This is a genomic window from Rufibacter roseus (assembly GCF_001647285.1).
In the GTDB taxonomy this organism is placed as follows: domain Bacteria; phylum Bacteroidota; class Bacteroidia; order Cytophagales; family Hymenobacteraceae; genus Nibribacter; species Nibribacter roseus.
This window is the reverse complement of the sequence record NZ_LRML01000001.1, coordinates 319,615-338,218: the sequence shown is the minus strand read 5'-3', so window position 1 is coordinate 338,218 and position 18,604 is coordinate 319,615. Positions and strand designations below refer to the sequence as shown.

Annotated in this window: 15 protein-coding genes; 5 read left to right on the top strand and 10 right to left on the bottom strand. The window is 46.9% G+C overall.

All coding sequences use genetic code 11. The features are described from left to right. Positions 1–18 precede the first annotated feature (18 nt). Positions 19–912 (top strand): UV DNA damage repair endonuclease UvsE, encoded by an 894-nt coding sequence (gene uvsE, locus A8O23_RS01080; RefSeq protein WP_066615470.1) that lies wholly within the window; start codon positions 19–21, stop codon positions 910–912. A gap of 120 nt (positions 913–1,032) precedes the next feature. After that, positions 1,033–2,046 (top strand): DUF6929 family protein, encoded by a 1,014-nt coding sequence (locus tag A8O23_RS01075; protein WP_082882832.1) that lies wholly within the window; start codon positions 1,033–1,035, stop codon positions 2,044–2,046. A gap of 108 nt (positions 2,047–2,154) precedes the next feature. Here the strand turns inward: A8O23_RS01075 and A8O23_RS01070 are convergent, their stop codons facing one another. The 4 genes from A8O23_RS01070 to A8O23_RS01055 form a co-directional block, all read right to left on the bottom strand. After that, on the bottom strand, positions 2,155–2,571 hold the full coding sequence (locus A8O23_RS01070) for a T9SS type A sorting domain-containing protein (RefSeq protein WP_066615468.1): 417 nt from the start codon (positions 2,569–2,571) through the stop codon (positions 2,155–2,157). 176 nt (positions 2,572–2,747) lie between these two features. Continuing rightward, complete coding sequence (locus tag A8O23_RS01065) at positions 2,748–3,452, bottom strand: SGNH/GDSL hydrolase family protein (protein WP_066615466.1); 705 nt, start codon at positions 3,450–3,452, stop codon at positions 2,748–2,750. 129 nt (positions 3,453–3,581) lie between these two features. Continuing rightward, positions 3,582–4,970 carry a lysophospholipid acyltransferase family protein gene (locus tag A8O23_RS01060; RefSeq protein WP_066615464.1) on the bottom strand — a complete coding sequence of 463 codons (1,389 nt, stop codon included), beginning with the start codon at positions 4,968–4,970 and terminating at the stop codon, positions 3,582–3,584. A gap of 82 nt (positions 4,971–5,052) precedes the next feature. Further along, complete coding sequence (locus A8O23_RS01055) at positions 5,053–5,784, bottom strand: Dph6-related ATP pyrophosphatase (protein ID WP_066615462.1); 732 nt, start codon at positions 5,782–5,784, stop codon at positions 5,053–5,055. Positions 5,785–6,215: 431 nt separating this feature from the next. On the opposite strand from A8O23_RS01055, the gene A8O23_RS01050 reads away from it, so the two are divergent. Genes A8O23_RS01050 through A8O23_RS01040 form a run of 3 tightly spaced genes read left to right on the top strand, consistent with a single transcriptional unit; the run spans position 6,216 to position 12,057 of the window. Beyond that, positions 6,216–9,455, top strand: coding sequence for a SusC/RagA family TonB-linked outer membrane protein (locus A8O23_RS01050; RefSeq protein WP_204377662.1), 3,240 nt, complete (start codon positions 6,216–6,218; stop codon positions 9,453–9,455). Between the two features lie 16 nt (positions 9,456–9,471). Then, positions 9,472–11,109 (top strand): RagB/SusD family nutrient uptake outer membrane protein, encoded by a 1,638-nt coding sequence (locus tag A8O23_RS01045; RefSeq protein WP_066615458.1) that lies wholly within the window; start codon positions 9,472–9,474, stop codon positions 11,107–11,109. Positions 11,110–11,154: 45 nt separating this feature from the next. Further along, positions 11,155–12,057, top strand: coding sequence for a DUF5017 domain-containing protein (locus tag A8O23_RS01040; protein WP_161486674.1), 903 nt, complete (start codon positions 11,155–11,157; stop codon positions 12,055–12,057). Between the two features lie 76 nt (positions 12,058–12,133). On the opposite strand, the gene A8O23_RS01035 is transcribed toward A8O23_RS01040, so the two are convergent. The 6 genes from A8O23_RS01035 to A8O23_RS01010 form a co-directional block, all read right to left on the bottom strand. Continuing rightward, the gene (locus tag A8O23_RS01035) at positions 12,134–12,997 is read right to left on the bottom strand and encodes a hypothetical protein (protein WP_066615454.1); all 864 of its coding nucleotides are present in this window, start codon (positions 12,995–12,997) and stop codon (positions 12,134–12,136) included. Positions 12,998–13,243: 246 nt separating this feature from the next. Further along, entirely contained in the window at positions 13,244–14,692 is a 1,449-nt protein-coding gene (locus A8O23_RS01030) for a carbon starvation CstA family protein (protein WP_066615452.1), read from the bottom strand. A 177-nt stretch (positions 14,693–14,869) separates the two neighbouring features. Beyond that, positions 14,870–16,063, bottom strand: a complete 1,194-nt coding sequence (locus tag A8O23_RS01025; protein ID WP_066615448.1) for an AGE family epimerase/isomerase — start codon at positions 16,061–16,063, stop codon at positions 14,870–14,872. An 11-nt stretch (positions 16,064–16,074) separates the two neighbouring features. Next, positions 16,075–17,010 (bottom strand): DUF4434 domain-containing protein, encoded by a 936-nt coding sequence (locus A8O23_RS01020; RefSeq protein ID WP_066615447.1) that lies wholly within the window; start codon positions 17,008–17,010, stop codon positions 16,075–16,077. A 59-nt stretch (positions 17,011–17,069) separates the two neighbouring features. Beyond that, complete coding sequence (locus A8O23_RS01015; RefSeq protein WP_066615444.1) at positions 17,070–17,747, bottom strand: GDSL-type esterase/lipase family protein; 678 nt, start codon at positions 17,745–17,747, stop codon at positions 17,070–17,072. A gap of 186 nt (positions 17,748–17,933) precedes the next feature. Beyond that, positions 17,934–18,602 carry a GDSL-type esterase/lipase family protein gene (locus tag A8O23_RS01010; protein WP_204377661.1) on the bottom strand — a complete coding sequence of 223 codons (669 nt, stop codon included), beginning with the start codon at positions 18,600–18,602 and terminating at the stop codon, positions 17,934–17,936. Between the last annotated feature and the right edge of the window lie 2 nt (positions 18,603–18,604).

The window sequence follows — 18,604 nt, the reverse complement described above, 5'->3', positions numbered from 1 at the left end:
CACCTAAACCCGAAGAACATGAAAATTGGCTATCCTTGCGTAAATGAATCTCTGGACTGCAGCTCGTCAGGCACGTTTAGGCTAGCGTCTTATTCAGACGAAAAGCTAGTGCAAATGGTGGAGAAGAACCTGGCCTGCCTGCGCCGTATTCTGGAGTACAACCTGGAGCATGGCTTTCTGTTCTTCAGGATGAGTTCTGGCTTGGTGCCGTTTGCCTCGCACGAAGTTTGCAACTACAATTGGCAGGAGCACTTCAAAATGACGTTTCGCCGCCTAGGTGATTTCATTAAAAGGCACGACATGCGTATTTCCATGCACCCTGACCAGTTTGTTGTGCTCAACTCACCAGATGAACGCATTGTGCGCAACAGCATCAATGAGCTTATTTACCAGGGCAGCGTAATGGACTTGATGGGGCTCGATTCTACGGCTAAACTCCAGATTCATGCCGGCGGCGTGTACGGCGACAAACCGGCCGCGCTCAAACGATTTATTCACACGTACCACACCATGCTGCCCGAGGCGGTAAAGGCAAGGCTGGTGGTAGAGAACGATGACCGCCTCTACAGTCTCCGCGATTGCCTGGAGCTTAACGCCGAGACGGGCATTCCTATTTTGTTCGATAATTTTCACCACGAATGCCTGAACCACGGTGAGTCTATGGCCGAAGCTTTACAACTGGCGGCAGGAACCTGGCACCCCACGCAAGACGGTGTGCTCATGATGGACTACAGTTCCCAATCGCCGGGAGAGCGAAAAGGCAAGCACGTGACCAGCATAGACACTGACTTGTTTCGGGAGTTTATAGGCCACCTCAACGGGCTGGACGTGGACATTATGCTGGAAATAAAAGACAAGGAAGCCAGCTGTATCAGGGCGCGTCAGGTGCTGGAAGAACTGGCATTGGTATAAGGCTGTTTTAGAGCTTATTTTCAGAAAATAGGTTAAAAACGCATCAGATAGTTCGCTGTATTTTCGGCAAAATTCTGCTGGGGCACGTTTATAGGAACTGAACCAACGGTTCTTTCCATTATGCAAAGATTATACGCTCTGGTACAGTTCAGTATTTTTATCTCCATGACTGCCTTTTTCTCCGCCTGCCAAACCCCATCAGAATCTTCTCCGTCCCCACCCAAGGCTGTTATTCAAGAGAAGATGACGCTAGAGGGCATACCATCAGCCTCAGGCATTGAGAAAATAGGCAATCGCTACTACGTCATAGGCGATGACTCTCCTTACCTGTTCACGCTAGACGAAGAGTTCAAAATCGTAAACAAAACCACCTTAACGGCTACTACTTCTATGAGCCAGGGGCGGATTCCTAAACCAATGAAGCCAGATTTTGAAGCCATCACCTCCTTGGAGTTAGAGGGGCAGCATTTCCTGTTTATCATTGGCTCCGGCTCAACCGAAAAGCGAAACATAGGTTTTCTGGTGCCTGTGAACCGTACAGGACCCGGCAAGCCAATTCAGGTACCTCTGCAAGAGCTGTACGGACAACTGGCAAAAGACCAGAAAGTAGTAGGCAAGGCTCTATTGAATATTGAAGGATTGGCAGCCGACGAAGAATATGTGTATCTGTTGCAACGGTTCGCGCCAGGCGGTCAGAATGTATTGATAACCTACAGCCTGCACAGCCTTACCCCTTTTCTATTGGGCAGAGCAGCAGCCCCTGCACCAATGGAGATTAAACCGTTTGCGCTACCTGAGCTGGAGAATATCAGTACCGGCTTTTCTGGGGTTACTTCTGCTTTGAGAGGCCGCCTTCTATTTACCGCCTCCGCCGAAGAAACACCCAACGCCGTACTTGATGGGGAAGTATACGGCAGCATGGTAGGTTGGATTCACGCCCACCGCCTCCCCGGAGGCCCCCTGAGCAACCCCACGGTGGTAGTACCTATCACTGATAAAACCGGAATGCCCTACAAAGGCAAAATTGAGTCTATCTGCATCTTAAAAGATACTGATGGCTTGGTAGAGGCCGTAGCGGTGACAGATAGTGACGATGGTTTATCTGAGCTGGTAGTGCTTCATTTCACATGGTAACTTACTGCTTCAACCACACGAAAATATCCTGTCTATAAACAGAAAGCCCTGCCTTGTAAACAAAGCAGAGCTTTCTGTTTATAAATCTTTGGCTTGGCAAAAGCTTACTTACAGCCGAACGCGTAATTTTTTCCAATATACCGTGGTGGGCGTCTTTACTTCTACTAAGTAGATACCTGCCCCTAATTTCCCAAGCCTCATAGGTGGGGCTAGTGTATGATCACCGGCAGTGACAGGTTTGGTAAATAACACCTTGCCCGATGCGTTTTTGAATTCAAGCACACCGTCTTCCTTCAGATCTTGCTGAAAAGAAAGCATGAAAACATTATCGGTCTTTTTCAGGGGGTACAGATCTATTCCAGACAGGGTCTCGCGTCTTACCGGAGTTTCAGTGCCTGTCTCCATTGCGATCGTATCTTTAGATAAGTTGGCTGCGGAGTTAACCTGCGCAGGGGCGGGCATCATTGCCATGGCTACCAGAGCGGGGGCTAGTAGCGCCGTTAAATAGTTTTTTCTCAACTTCATACGTCCAACTGTTTAGTGTTACATAACCGCTACTGAGGCGGCTACAACTGCTATTACACATTCCGTTCCAATTTGTTCTGCGGCACAAAAAAAATTTAAGCCAGAACATAAAAAAGGCCATGAAAACCTCTTTCCATGGCCTTTTTCCTCAAAATTTTTATGAGCTTATTCTGAAATTAATCCGCCAGAATAGTTTTGGCTAAAGGAAGAACCCGCTCAGCCCACTTCTCATACATGCTACCACTGTAGTGCAGGCCATCTGAGGCCAGTAAGGTTGGCGTTGTACTTGCTTGCAGCGACAGATCGTTCACATTACCTACGGCTATGCCCATTTTACCGGATTCGTCATATATAACATCATTAAACTGTTTAATCTGCACACTTATTTGCGTTTTGTTTTGGCTTGCGGCAAAGGGTGTTGCTCCCCAATCTGGAATGGTAAGCACCAGCACATTTTTTGCATTGTTCTGCGCATGGTTCTTACTAACGGTTAGCAGCGCCCTGAATTCACGGCGGAACTCTTCAATGCTACGTCCCTGGTATTGATTATTGACTCCAATCTGCAGAGAGACCATGCTATAATCATTAGGCAGGCTCATGTTCTTCAACTGTCTCAGCAAGTCACCGGTAGTCCAACCGGTTTGGGCAATAATAAGCGGCTCACCCACCCCTACTCCGCCTTGGCTTAGTTGATTTGAAAGGTGCATTGGCCACGTTTGATTAGACGAAACGCCCTGCCCTATGGTATAAGAATCACCGAGCGCTAAGTACTTGGCAGAATCTGGAAGAGGAATGGCGGCAATTTCTTCTTCAATATCAGAAGTCTGGCAAGAGAAGCCAACAAAGCAAAGGAGTAGGAGAATTAAAGAGGAAAAACGCATATCTGTAAGAAATTATGTAACCTTCTTGTAGAGCACCCGTATTAGGCTGTCTTGATTCGCTAACAGAGCCTCTGCCGGAATTGTTCAATATCTGTTGTTTATCACTTACAACAATACTGCCATCTTTCTCTATCTCACTGCTTCTGTTTTAGGGTTATTTTCTGGAAAAGAGGCCAAAAAATCCGCTCTAGCGGCCTCTAAGGCCTGTATTAAATTAGTTCGCTGCTGCAGTAATTGTTGCAGCACGGTGGAGCGGCGGTAAAACAATGAAAAGAAAATCCAATGCCGGCGTGCTACCTCAATGCGGTGCCAATAATGCAGCACGAAGAAACCGGTGATGGGCAACGCCATTATATACCCCACCAAAGCCCAGCCAGACAACCCTAGCCAGGCATGTACTCCAAAGCCAATCAGCGCATAGAACATAGGGAAGGTAAACATACCAATGGTCATCATCATGGGCGCGTAAAACTCTACGTCTTTGGTGAGAGCCCTCGCAATTTTGGAGGGCAGCAGATAAGGCAGATAATTATGAATTACTCCGAACAGGTAAAAAGGCAAACCAAGCACCAAATACAATATAGTTTCTACCGTACCCCACGCCACACGGCTTCGTTTGGGAGCATTTCTGACTCCGTCAGGGGCCAAACCTAAACTGCTGAGGTGCTGCAAGTAGTCTTGCAGTTCTGCTGTGAGGGCGTGCACACGCTGCGGGTCTTTGGCTTCAAAATATTTGATGCTCTGCACAATTCCCTTTGTGATCAAAAACTTCTCTTTGGGCTCAGAATCTGCTAAATCTAGCTCCTTCACCAGCTTGTCTTGGTAAACAGCCTCTACCTGCCTGGCCAGGGCATCTTCTTCGTCGGTCTCGGTATGAATCACCAGATCCTGCAGGCGATCTTTCAGATGGTCTGTGAGCGCATGGGCCGTTTTGAACGGATCTTCAGCAAAGGCAGCCTCAAAATCTTTCACGGCAATGGGTTCGCCAACGTTCACAAAAACCTCACTCCTGAACCTGGACGGGTCAGAATAATTGAGCCCCACGGGCAAAATGCGCAGCCCCAGCTCAAAATTATTCTGCGCCTCGGCGCCTAAGGCAATACGCGCGGTACCGGTTTTAAGCGGGCGCAGGCGGCGCTGCATAAAACTGTTGCCTTCCGGAAAAACCATGAGCGTGCCTCCCTTGCCCAAAAATTCATAGCACTTGGCAAAAGTGGCGTCATTTTGGGCAGTGCCGCTGGCTCCCACGTCTTCGCGGCGGTACACGGGTATCATGAACAACTGATGGAAAAGCCATGCCTGAATACCGGGTTTGAAGAAACTGCTTTTGGCCAGAAAGTGGATTTTCTGCTTCATGAGCGAAGCCGTGACCACAGGGTCCATGAGCGTGTTGGGGTGGTTAGATACCACGATCAACGGCCCATCCGCTTGAAGAAAATGTCGGTTGTCCACCGTAAAGCGCCTGAAAAACACGCGCAGGGCAATCTGAAAAAGGGTTTTTAGCAGGAAATACAGCATACGGCTCTGGAATAACGTAGGAAGCTACGCATTTTTAGCCTGTTTTCTGAAAAACAAGCCAAAAACAACACAAGGAATCAGGCTAAACTAAGAGCAAATCACAGAACCAGAAGCCTGTATCATAGGCCGGCGGGGCCGAGGCAAAGCAATTATCTTCTGTATTTTCAGTAACTGGGGCATAGCTTTTATACACCACCTCCCCTACCTGCACGGGCACTGGCTGTTTGAAGTTTGGGCCATCATACACAAAAGAATGATACTCCCCGTTTTCGCCGCAGGGGTCAACGGGGGCAGGTAGCCCCTGAATAAACGCATCATCCAATTCTCTTCCCACAAAGGAGGAATCTAAATGTTTCCCGTTTACGCACACAACTTTTGCTTTAAAGCCTGCTTGCCAAAATTCCTGCAACAAGCGCTCCGGCGAATCTCCCCACAGCGGGAGCTCTGCCGTCACACCTACTTCCTTTAGTTGCCCCTCTCTATATTTCCGCAAGTCCTCCAGATAAATATCTCCGAAATGCGCATTCGTTACTCCTTCAGATTTAAAGTTTGCCCACGCCTCAGCCATCGTCTCATTGTACTCACTCATGCTGGCATTCTCAGGCAGGAAAACGGGCTTCCAAGGCAAAGACAATGCTTCTGCCTGCGCACGCATCAGTTCTTCGCGTACTCCGTGCATGGTTACTCTTTGGTGGGCTTGGCTCAGGGTGGTGAACAGACTGTGCAGCTGCCATTTCTGCTGCTGTTGCACCCTATACAAGGCAAGCGCAGAGTCTTTGCCGCCGCTCCAGTTAAAGACAGAAAGAGGTTTCATGTGGGCAAGTTAGATATTAGCGCTTGCTACAGCAACCGCTCAAGAATGGCGCACCTGAAATTCGCAAAACTGCAAAAGGAGTTACACAATCTTCTGATGCAGTGTTAGAAATACATGCTTTTCTTATAAAGCATTAATTAATAAGATTTTTAACATTTTAATTTTATTTAAAATGAAAGTTACATATATTTAACAAATCAATTAAAGCATCTTTAGTTTTAATTATATAACGCACCAGTTAAGAGCCTGAAGAGTGTCTTCCTTTGGAAACAGCCTTTACTTTCCCGTTTCTCGCTTATAACTCCTGTAATAGAGTTTGAAGAAAACAGCTTTTACTATGGTCATTCGTGCCACCTGCTTCATTCAGCATTGACTGCATCACTATATTGTCTATGGGTTATGACACATCCAGAAACCGTTCTTTCTTACTTATGAAAAACAAACTACACAAACTACAGCTAACGCTTCTCTGCTTCGCACTAGGCTGTTCTATGGTCAGTGCCACGGCTTCGCCTGCCAAAGAGGGTACTAATATCTCTTCCAGAGCCATTAACTCTTGGGTTTCTGAACATAACAAAGGCTCACTGGCTGCCCGTGTAGCTACTGAAATCACTGGTAAAGTAACGTCAGCTTCTGGAGAGCCACTGCCAGGGGTAACGGTGTCATTAAAAGGCACAACCATTGCTACCTCTACCAATGAAAAAGGAATTTTCAGCCTAACCCTACCAGAGGCTTCAGGCACATTAGTATTTACCTACATTGGGTATACCACCCGCGAGGTTAAAGTTACCAATGCCACGGTCTATAATGTAAAGATGTCTGAAGACGCCCAGACCCTGGAGGAAATAAAGGTAGTAAACATTGGCTATGGCGAGGCCAGAAGGGCTGACGTAACCGGTGCTATTGGGTCAGTTGCCATGGAAGATCTGGTCAAGGCTCCCGTAAAATCCTTTGACGAGGCACTGGCGGGAAGGGTAGCAGGGGTTCAAGTGACTTCTTCAGAAGGCCAACCCGGTTCTCCCATCAGCATTATTATCAGGGGGGCCAACTCTCTTACTCAAGACAACTCTCCGTTATACGTGATAGATGGCTTCCCTAGTGAAGACGCTTTTGCAAATGCCATCAACCCTGAAGAGATTGAGTCAATTGATATTTTAAAAGACGCCTCTGCCACGGCTATCTACGGCGCCCGTGGCGCTAATGGCGTAGTGCTTATTACCACCAAGCGCGGTCGCAAAGGTGACCCTGTCATTACGTACAATGGCTATTATGGCTTACAGGAGAGCCGTAAAAGAATGGAAGTACTCAGCCCCTATGAGTATGTTAAACTACAGTATGAACTATCTCCCTCCCGAACCACCAGTCTTTTCTTAGAGAACCGTGGACCAAACGGCGAAGATTTAACCATAGAAGATTACAGGAACCGGAAAGGTTTTAACTGGGAAGACCAGGTAATGCGTGTAGCACCCATCCAAAACCATTCATTGGCGTTGCGTGGCGGCTCTGATAAAACCCTTTACAGTGTTTCGGCCTCTTACATGGATCAGGAAGGCATCATGATCAGATCTGGTTTTAATCGCTTCCAAACAAGATTAACCCTTGACCAGGAAATATCCAGCAAACTGAAAGCAGGTGTAAACACAACCTTCTCCACCTACAAAACCTACGGCACCCCCTCTTCTGCCAATGCAGGTTCTGCCCAATCAAACCTACTCTTCAATGTTTGGGCCTTCAGACCTGTTACCGGTGACCCAACACTTAATCCGTTAGACCTTTTAGAAAATGCCGAAACAGACCAGGACAGAAGTGACAACCACACATTTAACCCTGTCATGACGGTTAACAATGAAATAAGGGACAACAATTTTGAAACACTGATAGGCAATGGGTACTTAGAATACAAGGTCCTAAAAGAACTTACCTTGAAAGTGACAGGAGGCGTTACCCGGAGCAACAGAGAGTACAATATCTTTAACGGCCCCAACACCTTAAGCGCCCAATTCAACAACAGAGTAAACGGCGGCATCACTACTTTTAAATCGAACACCTGGACAAACGAGAACACCCTTACCTATATTAAGCGTTTTGCTACAGACCATTTAGTCAATGCAGTGGCAGGCTTTACCTCACAGGGTAGCAAGAGCTCTGGTTTTGGGGCATACGCCATTCAGCTCCCAAATGATAACTTGGGCTTAAGCGGTTTGAATGAGGGAGTTCCTAACTCCATCAGTTCAAGTTCCTCAGAATGGACCATGAGTTCGTTTTTAGGCCGTGTAAATTACAATTACAAATCAAAGTACTTTTTAACCGCTTCATTTAGGGCAGACGGTTCCTCTAAATTCAGCAAGAACAACAGGTGGAGCTATTTCCCGTCAACGGCAGTTTCATGGAGGTTAGATGATGAAGAATTCATGAAAAGTCTGCCCTTTGTTTCTACTGCTAAATTAAGAGCCAGCTGGGGTATTACGGGTAATAACAGGGTTGGTGATTTTGCCTACTTGCCTAAAATTACCTTACCGCAAAATGCCGGCTACTATTTCAACAACACACCAAACGTAGGTAGCTACGCCAGCGACTTAGGCAATGAGGATCTTAGATGGGAAAGCACTGAGGCTACAGACTTTGGTGTAGACCTTGCGTTTTTTAACCACCGCTTGTCTGTGACAGTAGACTTTTATCGTAAGACCACCTTTGATCTTCTGCTCTACGCTAATCTTCCTACTTCAACCGGATACAGCCGCGGCCTCAAGAACGTGGGTAAAACCAGAAACCAAGGTGTTGAATTAGCGCTAGGCTTTGAACCCATAAGAGGAAAAGAGTTTACCTGGAGCACGGATTTTAACATTACTTTCAATAGAAGCAGAGTACTGGCTTTAGCCCAGAATGAAGAAAGAATCTTCTCCTTGATCCCGTTTGATTACGCCTGGCAGGACATACCGGCTTATGTGGCAAAATTGAATGAACCTGTGGCCCAGATCTATGGTTTAATTTGGGATGGCGTCTACCATTATGAAGATTTTGACATGTCTCCTTCCGGCGCCTATGTGTTAAAAGAAACAGTACCTACCAATGGTGCTCCGAGAGCTAACATCAGACCCGGCGATATTAAATACAAAGACATTAACGGCGACGGCATCATCAGCATTACAGACAAAACCGTTATAGGCGACCCTAACCCTGTGCATTTTGGGGGCTTGTCCAACAACTTCTCCTACAAAGGGTTTGACCTGCACCTGTTCTTCCAGTGGTCTTACGGAAACGATATTATCAATGCAAACAGGGTTTATCTGGAATCTGGATGGCGCTATGGCATGAACCAGTTTGCCACCTTTGCTGACAGGTGGACCCCCGAGAACTCTGAGTCAAATATTCCAAGGGCAAACGGACAAACCGGTATTACCAGCTACTCTTCCCGCTTTGTGGAAGATGGTTCTTTCCTCAGATTCAAAACGACCCAGTTGACCTATACTATTCCAAGGCACCTTACGGAGCGAATTAAGATTAATACCTTGAAAGTGTATGTAGCTGCTCAGAACCTCTACACCTGGACAAATTACACCGGCTATGACCCAGAGGTTTCTGTTAGACCCGGAGCCCTAACCCCAGGCTTTGACTACTCAGCCTACCCAAGGGCCAGAACTACTACCTTAGGTGTAAACGTAACGTTTTAAGTTATTTTAGAAAATCATGAAAAAGTTTCTTTATAGCACTTTATTCTTCATTTCCGCAGGCTTATTCTCCTGTCAGGACTTTCTTGAAACAACACCATCAGACTTTATTTCACCAGGTAATTATTTCCGGAATGAGAGCGATATAAATACTGTCTTAAATGGAGTCTATGATCCTTTAGGCAGAATGTATTCAAGAATTCTGTGGTTTGACTCAGATGTGGCAGATCAGGTTTTTGATATGCGTTCCTGGGTACAGGTAGATATGTCATTCAATAACTATGATGCCTCTGATGTAAAAGTGGCCGCTCTGTGGGACAACCTATACGACGGCATCAACAGAGCCAATGTGCTGCTGGCCAACCTAGACAAGGCAGACATGAGCCAAGAGAAAAAAACAGTGGTACGCGGTGAGGCAAAATTCTTGCGGGCTTACTACTATTTTCTGCTGGTCACTTATTGGGGAGATGTTCCTTTCAGAACAGAACCTACTTCCTCTGTAAACGATGTCAATATTCCGCGTACCCCAGCCAAGGAGATATTTGCCTTCATCACCAAAGAAATGGAGGAAGCAGAAGCAATGGTTAACCCTATTACCGCTTACAGCTTTAATAGCCGTGTTACAAAATCTGTGGTGCAGGGTATCTTAGCCCGGGTATATTTAAAAATGGCAGGCGAACCCCTAAACGACAAATCTAAATATGCAGAGGCATTAAATTGGGCTCTTAAAGTGCGTGACAATGGCGCTGGCCATAGCCTAAACCCAAATTATGCGAACATCTTCATCAACCAGGCAAGAGACGTGTATGATTTGAAGGAAGTGATTTGGGAAGTTGAATATAATAAAGGTCCCTCTGGGCGAGTAGACGAAGAAGGCAACCTGGGAAACACCAACGGGCTTGGCACCTCTAATGAAGAAATTGGCTATAGCTATTCTATCATAAATGTACTAAAGAGCCATTTTGATTTATACCTACCTGCCTTCACCATTGACAGCATCAATGCCGATGGCTCAGTCAACCCGTTTAAAATACTTTATACCCCTGACACCCGCCGCGACTGGAACATTGCCCCTTATACCTATGTCAGCAATGCAGGTACAGCCAAAAGAAGGTACACCTCCACTCAGATCTATAACCGTAAAAATGCCAAGTGGAGAAGAGAGTATGAAACGGCTCAGCCTAAAGCATTGAACACTACCTCCATTAATTTCCCTATTCTCCGTTTTGCTGATGTCTTGCTCATGATTGCTGAGGCTGAAAATGAAGTTAATGGCCCAACTCCCCTGGCGCATGAAGCCATTAACTTGGTAAGACGTAGAGCATTTGGTAAATTAAGGCCAGGGGCTACAAACGTAGAAGAGTACGATCTTAAAGACCTTGATGTGTCAGCCATGCGCTTAGCCATTATGGACGAGCGCTCCAAAGAGCTTTTCTCAGAAGGGTTGCGTAAGTTTGACCTGGTACGGTGGGGCGAGTACTTAGTTAGAATGAGAAACGTTCAAATGGAAGTAACCGCAGATCCGTTTGACGCTTCACTTAAAGCAGCTGCACTAAAAGCCGCTATCAATACCTCAGAACGAAATTTACTGCTCCCCATCCCGTTACGGGAATTAAGCTTGAACAGCAGTATCACCCAGAATAACCCTGGCTGGTAATATTCTTCAGTTGTTATGATTGAATCATTTGTAAAAATTACCACAATGAAAGCAAAATACCTGTACCTGCTCCTGCTCTTAGGCATACTTAGCTCCTGCGAAGACCAAGAAGTGGAAGCTCCCAACTTTAATGTATCTGTAGTTGATGCAGAAGTACAAATAGGAGATTCAGCACGCTTCAGTTTTTCGGGTGACCCGGATATTATCACGTTTTACTCCGGCGAAAATGGCAATGAATATAAGAACCGCGAGAGAACAGAACTGACTGGTGGCAAGTTAGAGCTGGAATTTATAAACCAAGTACTGTACGGTACCCAGGTAAACAACCTTCGTTTAGTTGCCTCCACAGACTTCTCAGGCACTTATACCCCTGAAGAAGTGGCTAAGGCCACATGGGTAGATATTAGTGACCGGTTTACCTGGAGCACGGGCTCCGGACTTGGCCCCATTGTAAATTCTGGTAAAAAAGACATAACAGACCTGTTGGTGAGTGGAAAACCAATTTATTTAGCCTTCAAATATGTTGGGGAAAAACCTGCAGGCACATCTCCTACCCAACGCACCTGGAGAATTCACGCATTTAACGTTACAAATTCTTTTGAGAATGGATCTACCGCACCCGTGGCAACGTTAACTACCGCCGGGTGGACAAGTGTAGATTTTTTAAACCCTGCCAGCAAATGGGTTTACACTTCTACATTGGTATACTTTAACCCTTTTTCAACCTTAGAGGCGTCAGAAGAATGGGCTATATCAAAGCCCCTGAACCCAAATAAAGTTAGCCCGGACCGCGGAACCCCTATAAAGGAATATACGCTTAGCAAACCAACCCACAGCTATGCCTATAGTGCTCCAGGCACCTACACCGCCACTTTTGTGGCTTCTAATGTACACATTAACGGACAGAAGACGGTGGTAAAAGAAGTGGAGGTAACTGTTTTACCATAGTTAATTTAGATACCTATTAAAGCGGAAGGGCAGGTTGAGAATCTCAACCTGCCCTTCCGCTTTAATATTGTAACCCTTACTGTTTTCCCATAATGTCAATTTTCTCGCCGCCTTTCTGAGCATTGGCCGTGGTAGTCACCTTAATGTTATCGGCATCTGGGCAGCGCATATCGGTATAGCGGGCTTGGTTCATGTGTAGTTCCTGGTCACCTTTAAAAAGAGAGGTAAACAACCACTCACCACCCGTCACTCTGGCCGCTGTGGGCTGCACCGGCTTGCCTTCATTTCTTACTTGGTCAATGGCATTAACACGCTTAAACTGGCGCGGCTGTTCAGCAGTAAAGCCTTCGGCGTCAAAATCTACCTCAAACTTTTTAAATGGCTGGGCACCTGCATCGGCAATAATCATGCGTAACTTCTGAGGAGCTACCATTTTCACGGTCATTTGGATGGTATCGCCAGGATGCCATGTGTATTGCTCTACATTAGGCGGATTGCTCCAGACTTTGGTACGCCAGAAGGGACGCCAGGCTATCCGCTCTTTACTGGTATTCCCGGTGGCCTTGTCCACTGAAAAGGTCCAGGTCATACCCGCATCTACCTCGTAATGGCCGCCGGCGTTGCCTCCCATATAAATAGAGAAGTTATCTAGTGGCAGGTTGTTCCGCTGTGAATCTAGCCTGTTGGGGTCGGTGGTAGGGTGGCCTAACACCACTATGCCAGTTATGCCCGTCCAATCGTCAAAGCTACTGACTACTTTTCTGTAATAAGCGCCAGGGAAACAGGGGATAGTGGCGGCAGGCGGCACTTCATTAGTAAGACTAGCGGTTTCCCCGCCTTGGCTAGAAACTTCTGAAGAGATACTACTTTTACAGCCTATGGTGGTAAGCGCTACCATACCCAGAACTGTATTTTTGAAATAAGGAGGAATTGAGATCATTTTGAGCGGTAAACGGTAAGGGTTTTACTGAAGAGATTAAAAGTGTCGGGGAATAATTACATGTGGCGGTGTCACTTCTGTAAAACTCGGCTATTAGAAGTGAGGGGGGTACAAGAAACCTCATCTTGAAGGCTTTACTTTTTGAAAACCCAGCTAAGAATCTAGTGGAAAAAAAATTAGAAGGAGCAGCTGTTTTAGGCCTGTTTTTGTAAAAACAAGCCTAAAACAGCACGAATAAACCTGCCTTTACTTTACCAGCTCTTTTTCTGGCTCCCGTTTTCTGGCAGAGGCTTTGTACAAGGTAAAGAGCAGCAACGCCAGCGCAGTGCCCACTCCCGCCGTATAGGCAATTTCAGTGGATAGTTGGAAGCCTTCCGGAGCCACCAGAATGTAAGAAGTAGCCACGGCCGTCATAAAAACAGCCGGCACCAGGGTAACCCAATATGACTTTCTTTCTTTCATCAGAAAAGCGGTAATCACCCACAGCACTATGGTAGCCAAAGACTGGTTTGTCCAGGCGAAATAGCGCCACACCACGGCAAAGTCAATGAGGGTTAATCCATAGCCCGCCGCAAATAATGGAATGCTGATGAGCAGACGATTCTTTAACGGCCCTTGGTTTGACTTCATGAAATCAGCCACGATAAGGCGGGCACTACGGAAAGCAGTATCGCCGGAGGTAATAGGGGCAGCCACTACACCTAAGAGCGCCAGAACACCGCCCACTTTACCCAAAAGTGAATTAGAAATCTCGCTTACGGCCCAAGCTGCGTTGCCACCATGTTCAGTCATGGCCTCGTTTAAACCTCCCACGCTCCCGAAGAAACTCATACTGATTGCAGCCCATATTAAAGCTACCACCCCTTCGGTCACCATGGCACCAAAAAATACGGGTCTGCCCTGGCGTTCATTGGTGATACACCGGGCCATCATTGGCGACTGAGAGGAGTGGAAACCAGAGATGGCACCACAGGCCACGGTCACAAACAACATGGGGAAAAGCGGGAATTTTTCAGGGCTGCTGTGTTGGTTTGTAAGATTGTCCCAAGTTATTTCCGGTATTGCCAGCCCTCTGGAAATCATAATCACTGAAATGCCCAACGCCATAAATAAAAGCGCCACCCCAAACACCGGATACAGCTTACCTATCACTTTATCAATGGGCAATACGGTGGAGAGCACATAGTACGCAAAGATGATCCAGACCCACATAGACACACTGCCAACACCCTGCATCATACCATCTAAAATCTTGGCTGGCCCTATAATAAATACAGCTCCCAGCATTACCAGCAGGATAATTGTAAACACCCGCATGAACTGTTTCATGAAGCCGCCCAGATAACGCCCAGTGGTTTCGGTAATACTTTCGCCTCCGTTACGAACAGAGAGCATACCAGAAAAGTAGTCATGCACTCCTCCGGCAAAAATAGAACCCAGCACAATCCAGAGGAAAGCAGATGGCCCCCACATAGCTCCGGCTACCGCCCCGAAAATTGGCCCCAGACCTGCTATGTTCAGAAACTGGATCAGGAAAATTTTCCATTGAGGCATGGCTACGTAATCCATGCCGTCTGCCATGGTAAGGGCGGGAGTGGGCCGGTGAACGTCTGCCCCAAAAATTCGCTCTACCACCTTTGAGTAAACCATGTAACCCACCACCAGGGCAATTACAGATACAAAAAATGAAATCATATGTTTTGTTTAGCTTGGCTGGGAAGTAAAGAAAGGGAAAGACAACAGAAAGAGCAGCTTTTTATATGTTTTTCACCTGTTTTTGTAAAAACAAGCCAAAATCGCGGCAATAAAAAAACGCCTGCACCTAAACCCTTATTTTATCTAGGAGTCAGCGCAGGCGTTCTTCAGGAAATATTATCTGGCGCCTAACTTTTCAGCTTGAGCTACCTCCATCTTACAATTTTCCAGAGTACTGTACACTTGGTACAAAGCACGAGGCACATGGAAACAGCCTTTCCACTTACCGCCTTTCAAGGGGAGCAGCACTTCGCCGCGGCGGTTCAGGTAACCGAACCATTCACTGTACTGGTCATCTCTGAAGTGGTTCCAAGTATAGTCATGTAGCTTCTCAAACCACCGCTGGCAACGCTCATCACCGGTAACGGCGTAGGCTTTTGCCATACATACCAATGCCTCTACGTGTACCCACCATAGCTTCTGATCCCACTCCAATTGCTGAACCGGATGGCCTTTAATGTCTTGGAAGTACAAAATACCGCCAAACTCATTGTCCCAGCCAGATTCAAGGGTGCGCAGGGCAATTTCTACCGTTCTGTTGATCAGAGCTTGATCTTTCAGGCGCACTGCCAGATCCATGATAAACCACATGGCTTCAATAATGTGGCCAGGGTTGAGCAGTCGGCCCTCAAAACAATCAGCAAAGGAGCCGTCTTCGTAAACATTCTCCAGAATCAGGCCGCTCTCTTCATGGTAAAATACCTCCATTACCTCATGTATGATCTCCTGCATGAGCGAATCTACCAGACTTTTGTCAAGCAGGTGCTCCATCTCCAAAGACAGGTTGCTCAGGATCATGGGCAGTGAGAAGTTGCGCAGATTACGCGTGCCTGGGTAGGCCTTGCTATACTTGCCTTTAGGGTTTTCGCGACGGTTAAGGATATTCTGGAATGTCTTGCGGGCTATGTCTGCGTACTCATCTTCTGGCTTTACTTTGTAGAGGGCACCAAAGCCCATGGCTGCAAAGCAGTCTGAGAAAATGTTGTAGGGCTGAACAAGCGGCTGGCCCTGCTTGGTAAGGGAGAAATAGAAATTGCCTTCAGCGTCACGGCCATGTTTCTTTAAAAAATCGGCGCCGTGCACGGCCATGTCTAACCATTCTTGCTTGGGCGCTACCTTGTCATACAGCATGGAGAACATCCATGTTTCACGGCCCTGTAGCCAAATAAACTTATCGGTGTCAAACACCTTCCCGAATTGGTCTAAGCAAGTATAAAAACCGCCATGCTCTTCATCCTTGGAATGCTTCATCCAGAACGGAATAACATTCTCTAACAACTCCTGCTTGTACAGCGTAGAATAATGGTTCATAAAATATGTGATTAGCGTAAGCTCTGTAAATACTCTTTATACCTGTTATACAAATGGCCCGCCTGCAGGTACGCACTCTGCGGACTCATGAAATGTGAAAACTCAAACGTTATGGCTTTATCATATCCTGCCTTACGGGCGGCCTCTAACTTCAACCTTAGTTTCTCGAACTTGATGGGCAAGAACTTGATGGGCATGTCGCGGTCAAAGCTCTCGGCGTTGGTCCAGCACTGCAGGCCAAACTTGTCGGCCATTTTTTTATTGATGCCGAAAAAGTCTTCCAGTTCATGGTAGTCAATGTGCCCGTCCTGGAACGCCACGGCGTCTACTGAACCGTGCAGGCCCGAGAAGATTTCGCTCCACTCCTCTTCGTGTTGGCGCAACGAAACCGCGTCTTCTTTAGACAATTGCGACGTGGCTGCCATCACGGCTTTTTTACCGTCTATCCAGGGCGAAATGAACGTAGGCAAGCCGCCGCTCACGTCTTTGCACTGTTGCCCCAGGGTTCTAAATGCCTCGGTGGCGCCCTTGGTTTTACGGCTGATTTCCATGCTCAGGTACCAGCCGCCAAAGCTTTTGAAATGGCCGTATTTCTGCCACACTTCGTCAATCACAAAGCGGTTGGCGTCAATTTCGTCTTGCAGGTTGCCGGTGTCCCAATAGTGCCCGCTGTCATATAGCCCGAAGTAAAATTTGAGGCCATGCTTCTCGGCTAATTCCAGGTACATCTGCACTAAGTCTACCGGTGGTTCATAGCACCCGTAATTCTTCTGTAAATACTGCGACGGGTACGTGATGAACCGGCGGTAGCCGCTCCTGATCATGATAACGGTGTCAATGCCTACGGCTTTCATGTACCCGAAATCACGGTCCCACTCTTCGCGCCCCCAGTTCTGGTGCGGAATATCATGGGAGATTTCGTCTATAAAGGTTCCGGTTATTTGCATGGGTATGTATTCAAAAAGAGTCACTGGCCAGTGCAGTTCTCTTAAGTTTCAATTTCTGTTTACAGGTATTTTTTATCTTTTAAGTACTGCACCCACACCGGGTACGCCGCATCGGTGACGTGAATGCCGTCTAACGAGTACTCTTTCTTAAGCTGGCCGCTGGCATCTGCAAAGACCGGGTGCAGGTTAATGTAGGTGAGCTTATGTTTTTTGGCAAAGGCCTGTAGCTTTGTGTTAAGGCTGGTCACGGCCGGGTTTAGGTTTTTGAGGTACGCGGGTTGCAGCATATCATCTAACAGCGGCAACACGCTCTGCACGTACAGCTTAGTCTTAGGCGATTTCTGTTTTACGCGCTGCACCAGTTGCTCATATTTCTGCATGATGACTTCTTCCGGGAACCGGCGCGACAAATCATTGATACCGATGAGAAGGAAAATCTTCTTCGGCTTGGCCGCTAAGATGTCATCTAAACGGGCCAGAACACCATGCGTAATGTCACCGCCGATGCCGCGGTTGACCACGGGCATACCGGGCAGTAACTCGGCCCATTTGCCGCGCGCCGTAATGCTGTTGCCTAAAAACACAACGGCGTTTTTAGGAATGGGCTGCGCGCTGAACTCCTTCAACCGCATTTCATAGTGGGGGTTCACATAGTTGCTGTCTAGCTTGGCCGTTTGGGCAAAACCAGTGAAAGTCCACAACATGCCCCCAAGCACCGCCAGGCTACCTTTCAGCATTTGTTTACACACTTTACGTAGTAATCTCATCTATCTCAATTTCTGTTTTCAGGCTATTTTCAGGAAAACAGCCTGAAAACACGTATTTCTTTTTTAGCCACTCCAAGTCTACTGATGGGCCGAGTCCAAGCTTTTTTCTCTATTCCTGTTTTGTGCCTGTTTTTCAGAAAACACACCAAAAACGGCTTACAGAACCTTTTCTTTTCTCAGGTACTCTACCCATTTTATGTAGGCCACCGTTTTAAGGTGCAGCCCATCAGTTGACAATCCTTTTTCTAATTGCCCGGTACTATCAGCAAAAGTTGGATGCAGGTTAATGAAGGTTACATTTCCATACTCCCCTGCCAATACCTGAAGCCGTTTGTTCAATTCCACTATTAGAGCATTATTAATGTTCTTATAGTTTATAGCCAGCATATCTTCGTTTACTGGCAGCACACTCTGCAGAATCACTTTGGTTTTGGGTGAATACCGCTCTATTTGCGCCAGAATTCTCCGGTGGTTAGCTGAAATGATTTCAGTTGATATTCCTCGCTTTAAATCATTTACTCCAATAAGCAAGAAAATCTTGGCTGGTTTAGAGGCCAACACTTCGTCTAACCGGGCTAAAACTCCCCACGTCACGTCGCCACTAATGCCGCGGTTGACTACCGGTTTGCATGGCACCAGCTCCTGCCACTCTCCCGCCTCGGTAATGCTGTTGCCCAGAAAGACAATTTCCTTTTTCAGGTTGGGCATTTGCCTGAAAAAATCCAGCCGCATGCGGTAATGCGAGTTGGCATAGCTACTGTCAATCTTGGCGGCTTCCTGCGCCCAAGCCATGCCACTAAAAAGGAGCACGGCTATTAAGAGCATGA

Excerpts from the sequence above, each read along its gene's own strand:
- A8O23_RS01030 (WP_066615452.1), bottom strand. The coding sequence starts at position 14,692 with ATGATTTCATTTTTTGTATCTGTAATTGCCCTGGTGGTGGGTTACATG.
- A8O23_RS01065 (WP_066615466.1), bottom strand. The coding sequence starts at position 3,452 with ATGCGTTTTTCCTCTTTAATTCTCCTACTCCTTTGCTTTGTTGGCTTC.
- A8O23_RS01055 (WP_066615462.1), bottom strand. The coding sequence starts at position 5,784 with ATGAAACCTCTTTCTGTCTTTAACTGGAGCGGCGGCAAAGACTCTGCG.
- A8O23_RS01025 (WP_066615448.1), bottom strand. The coding sequence starts at position 16,063 with ATGAACCATTATTCTACGCTGTACAAGCAGGAGTTGTTAGAGAATGTT.
- A8O23_RS01045 (WP_066615458.1), top strand. The coding sequence starts at position 9,472 with ATGAAAAAGTTTCTTTATAGCACTTTATTCTTCATTTCCGCAGGCTTA.
- A8O23_RS01040 (WP_161486674.1), top strand. The coding sequence starts at position 11,155 with ATGAAAGCAAAATACCTGTACCTGCTCCTGCTCTTAGGCATACTTAGC.
- A8O23_RS01010 (WP_204377661.1), bottom strand. The coding sequence starts at position 18,602 with ATGCTCTTAATAGCCGTGCTCCTTTTTAGTGGCATGGCTTGGGCGCAG.
- A8O23_RS01020 (WP_066615447.1), bottom strand. The coding sequence starts at position 17,010 with ATGCAAATAACCGGAACCTTTATAGACGAAATCTCCCATGATATTCCG.
- A8O23_RS01015 (WP_066615444.1), bottom strand. The coding sequence starts at position 17,747 with ATGCTGAAAGGTAGCCTGGCGGTGCTTGGGGGCATGTTGTGGACTTTC.
- A8O23_RS01075 (WP_082882832.1), top strand. The coding sequence starts at position 1,033 with ATGCAAAGATTATACGCTCTGGTACAGTTCAGTATTTTTATCTCCATG.
- A8O23_RS01060 (WP_066615464.1), bottom strand. The coding sequence starts at position 4,970 with ATGCTGTATTTCCTGCTAAAAACCCTTTTTCAGATTGCCCTGCGCGTG.
- A8O23_RS01070 (WP_066615468.1), bottom strand. The coding sequence starts at position 2,571 with ATGAAGTTGAGAAAAAACTATTTAACGGCGCTACTAGCCCCCGCTCTG.
- A8O23_RS01035 (WP_066615454.1), bottom strand. The coding sequence starts at position 12,997 with ATGATCTCAATTCCTCCTTATTTCAAAAATACAGTTCTGGGTATGGTA.
- uvsE (WP_066615470.1), top strand. The coding sequence starts at position 19 with ATGAAAATTGGCTATCCTTGCGTAAATGAATCTCTGGACTGCAGCTCG.
- A8O23_RS01050 (WP_204377662.1), top strand. The coding sequence starts at position 6,216 with ATGAAAAACAAACTACACAAACTACAGCTAACGCTTCTCTGCTTCGCA.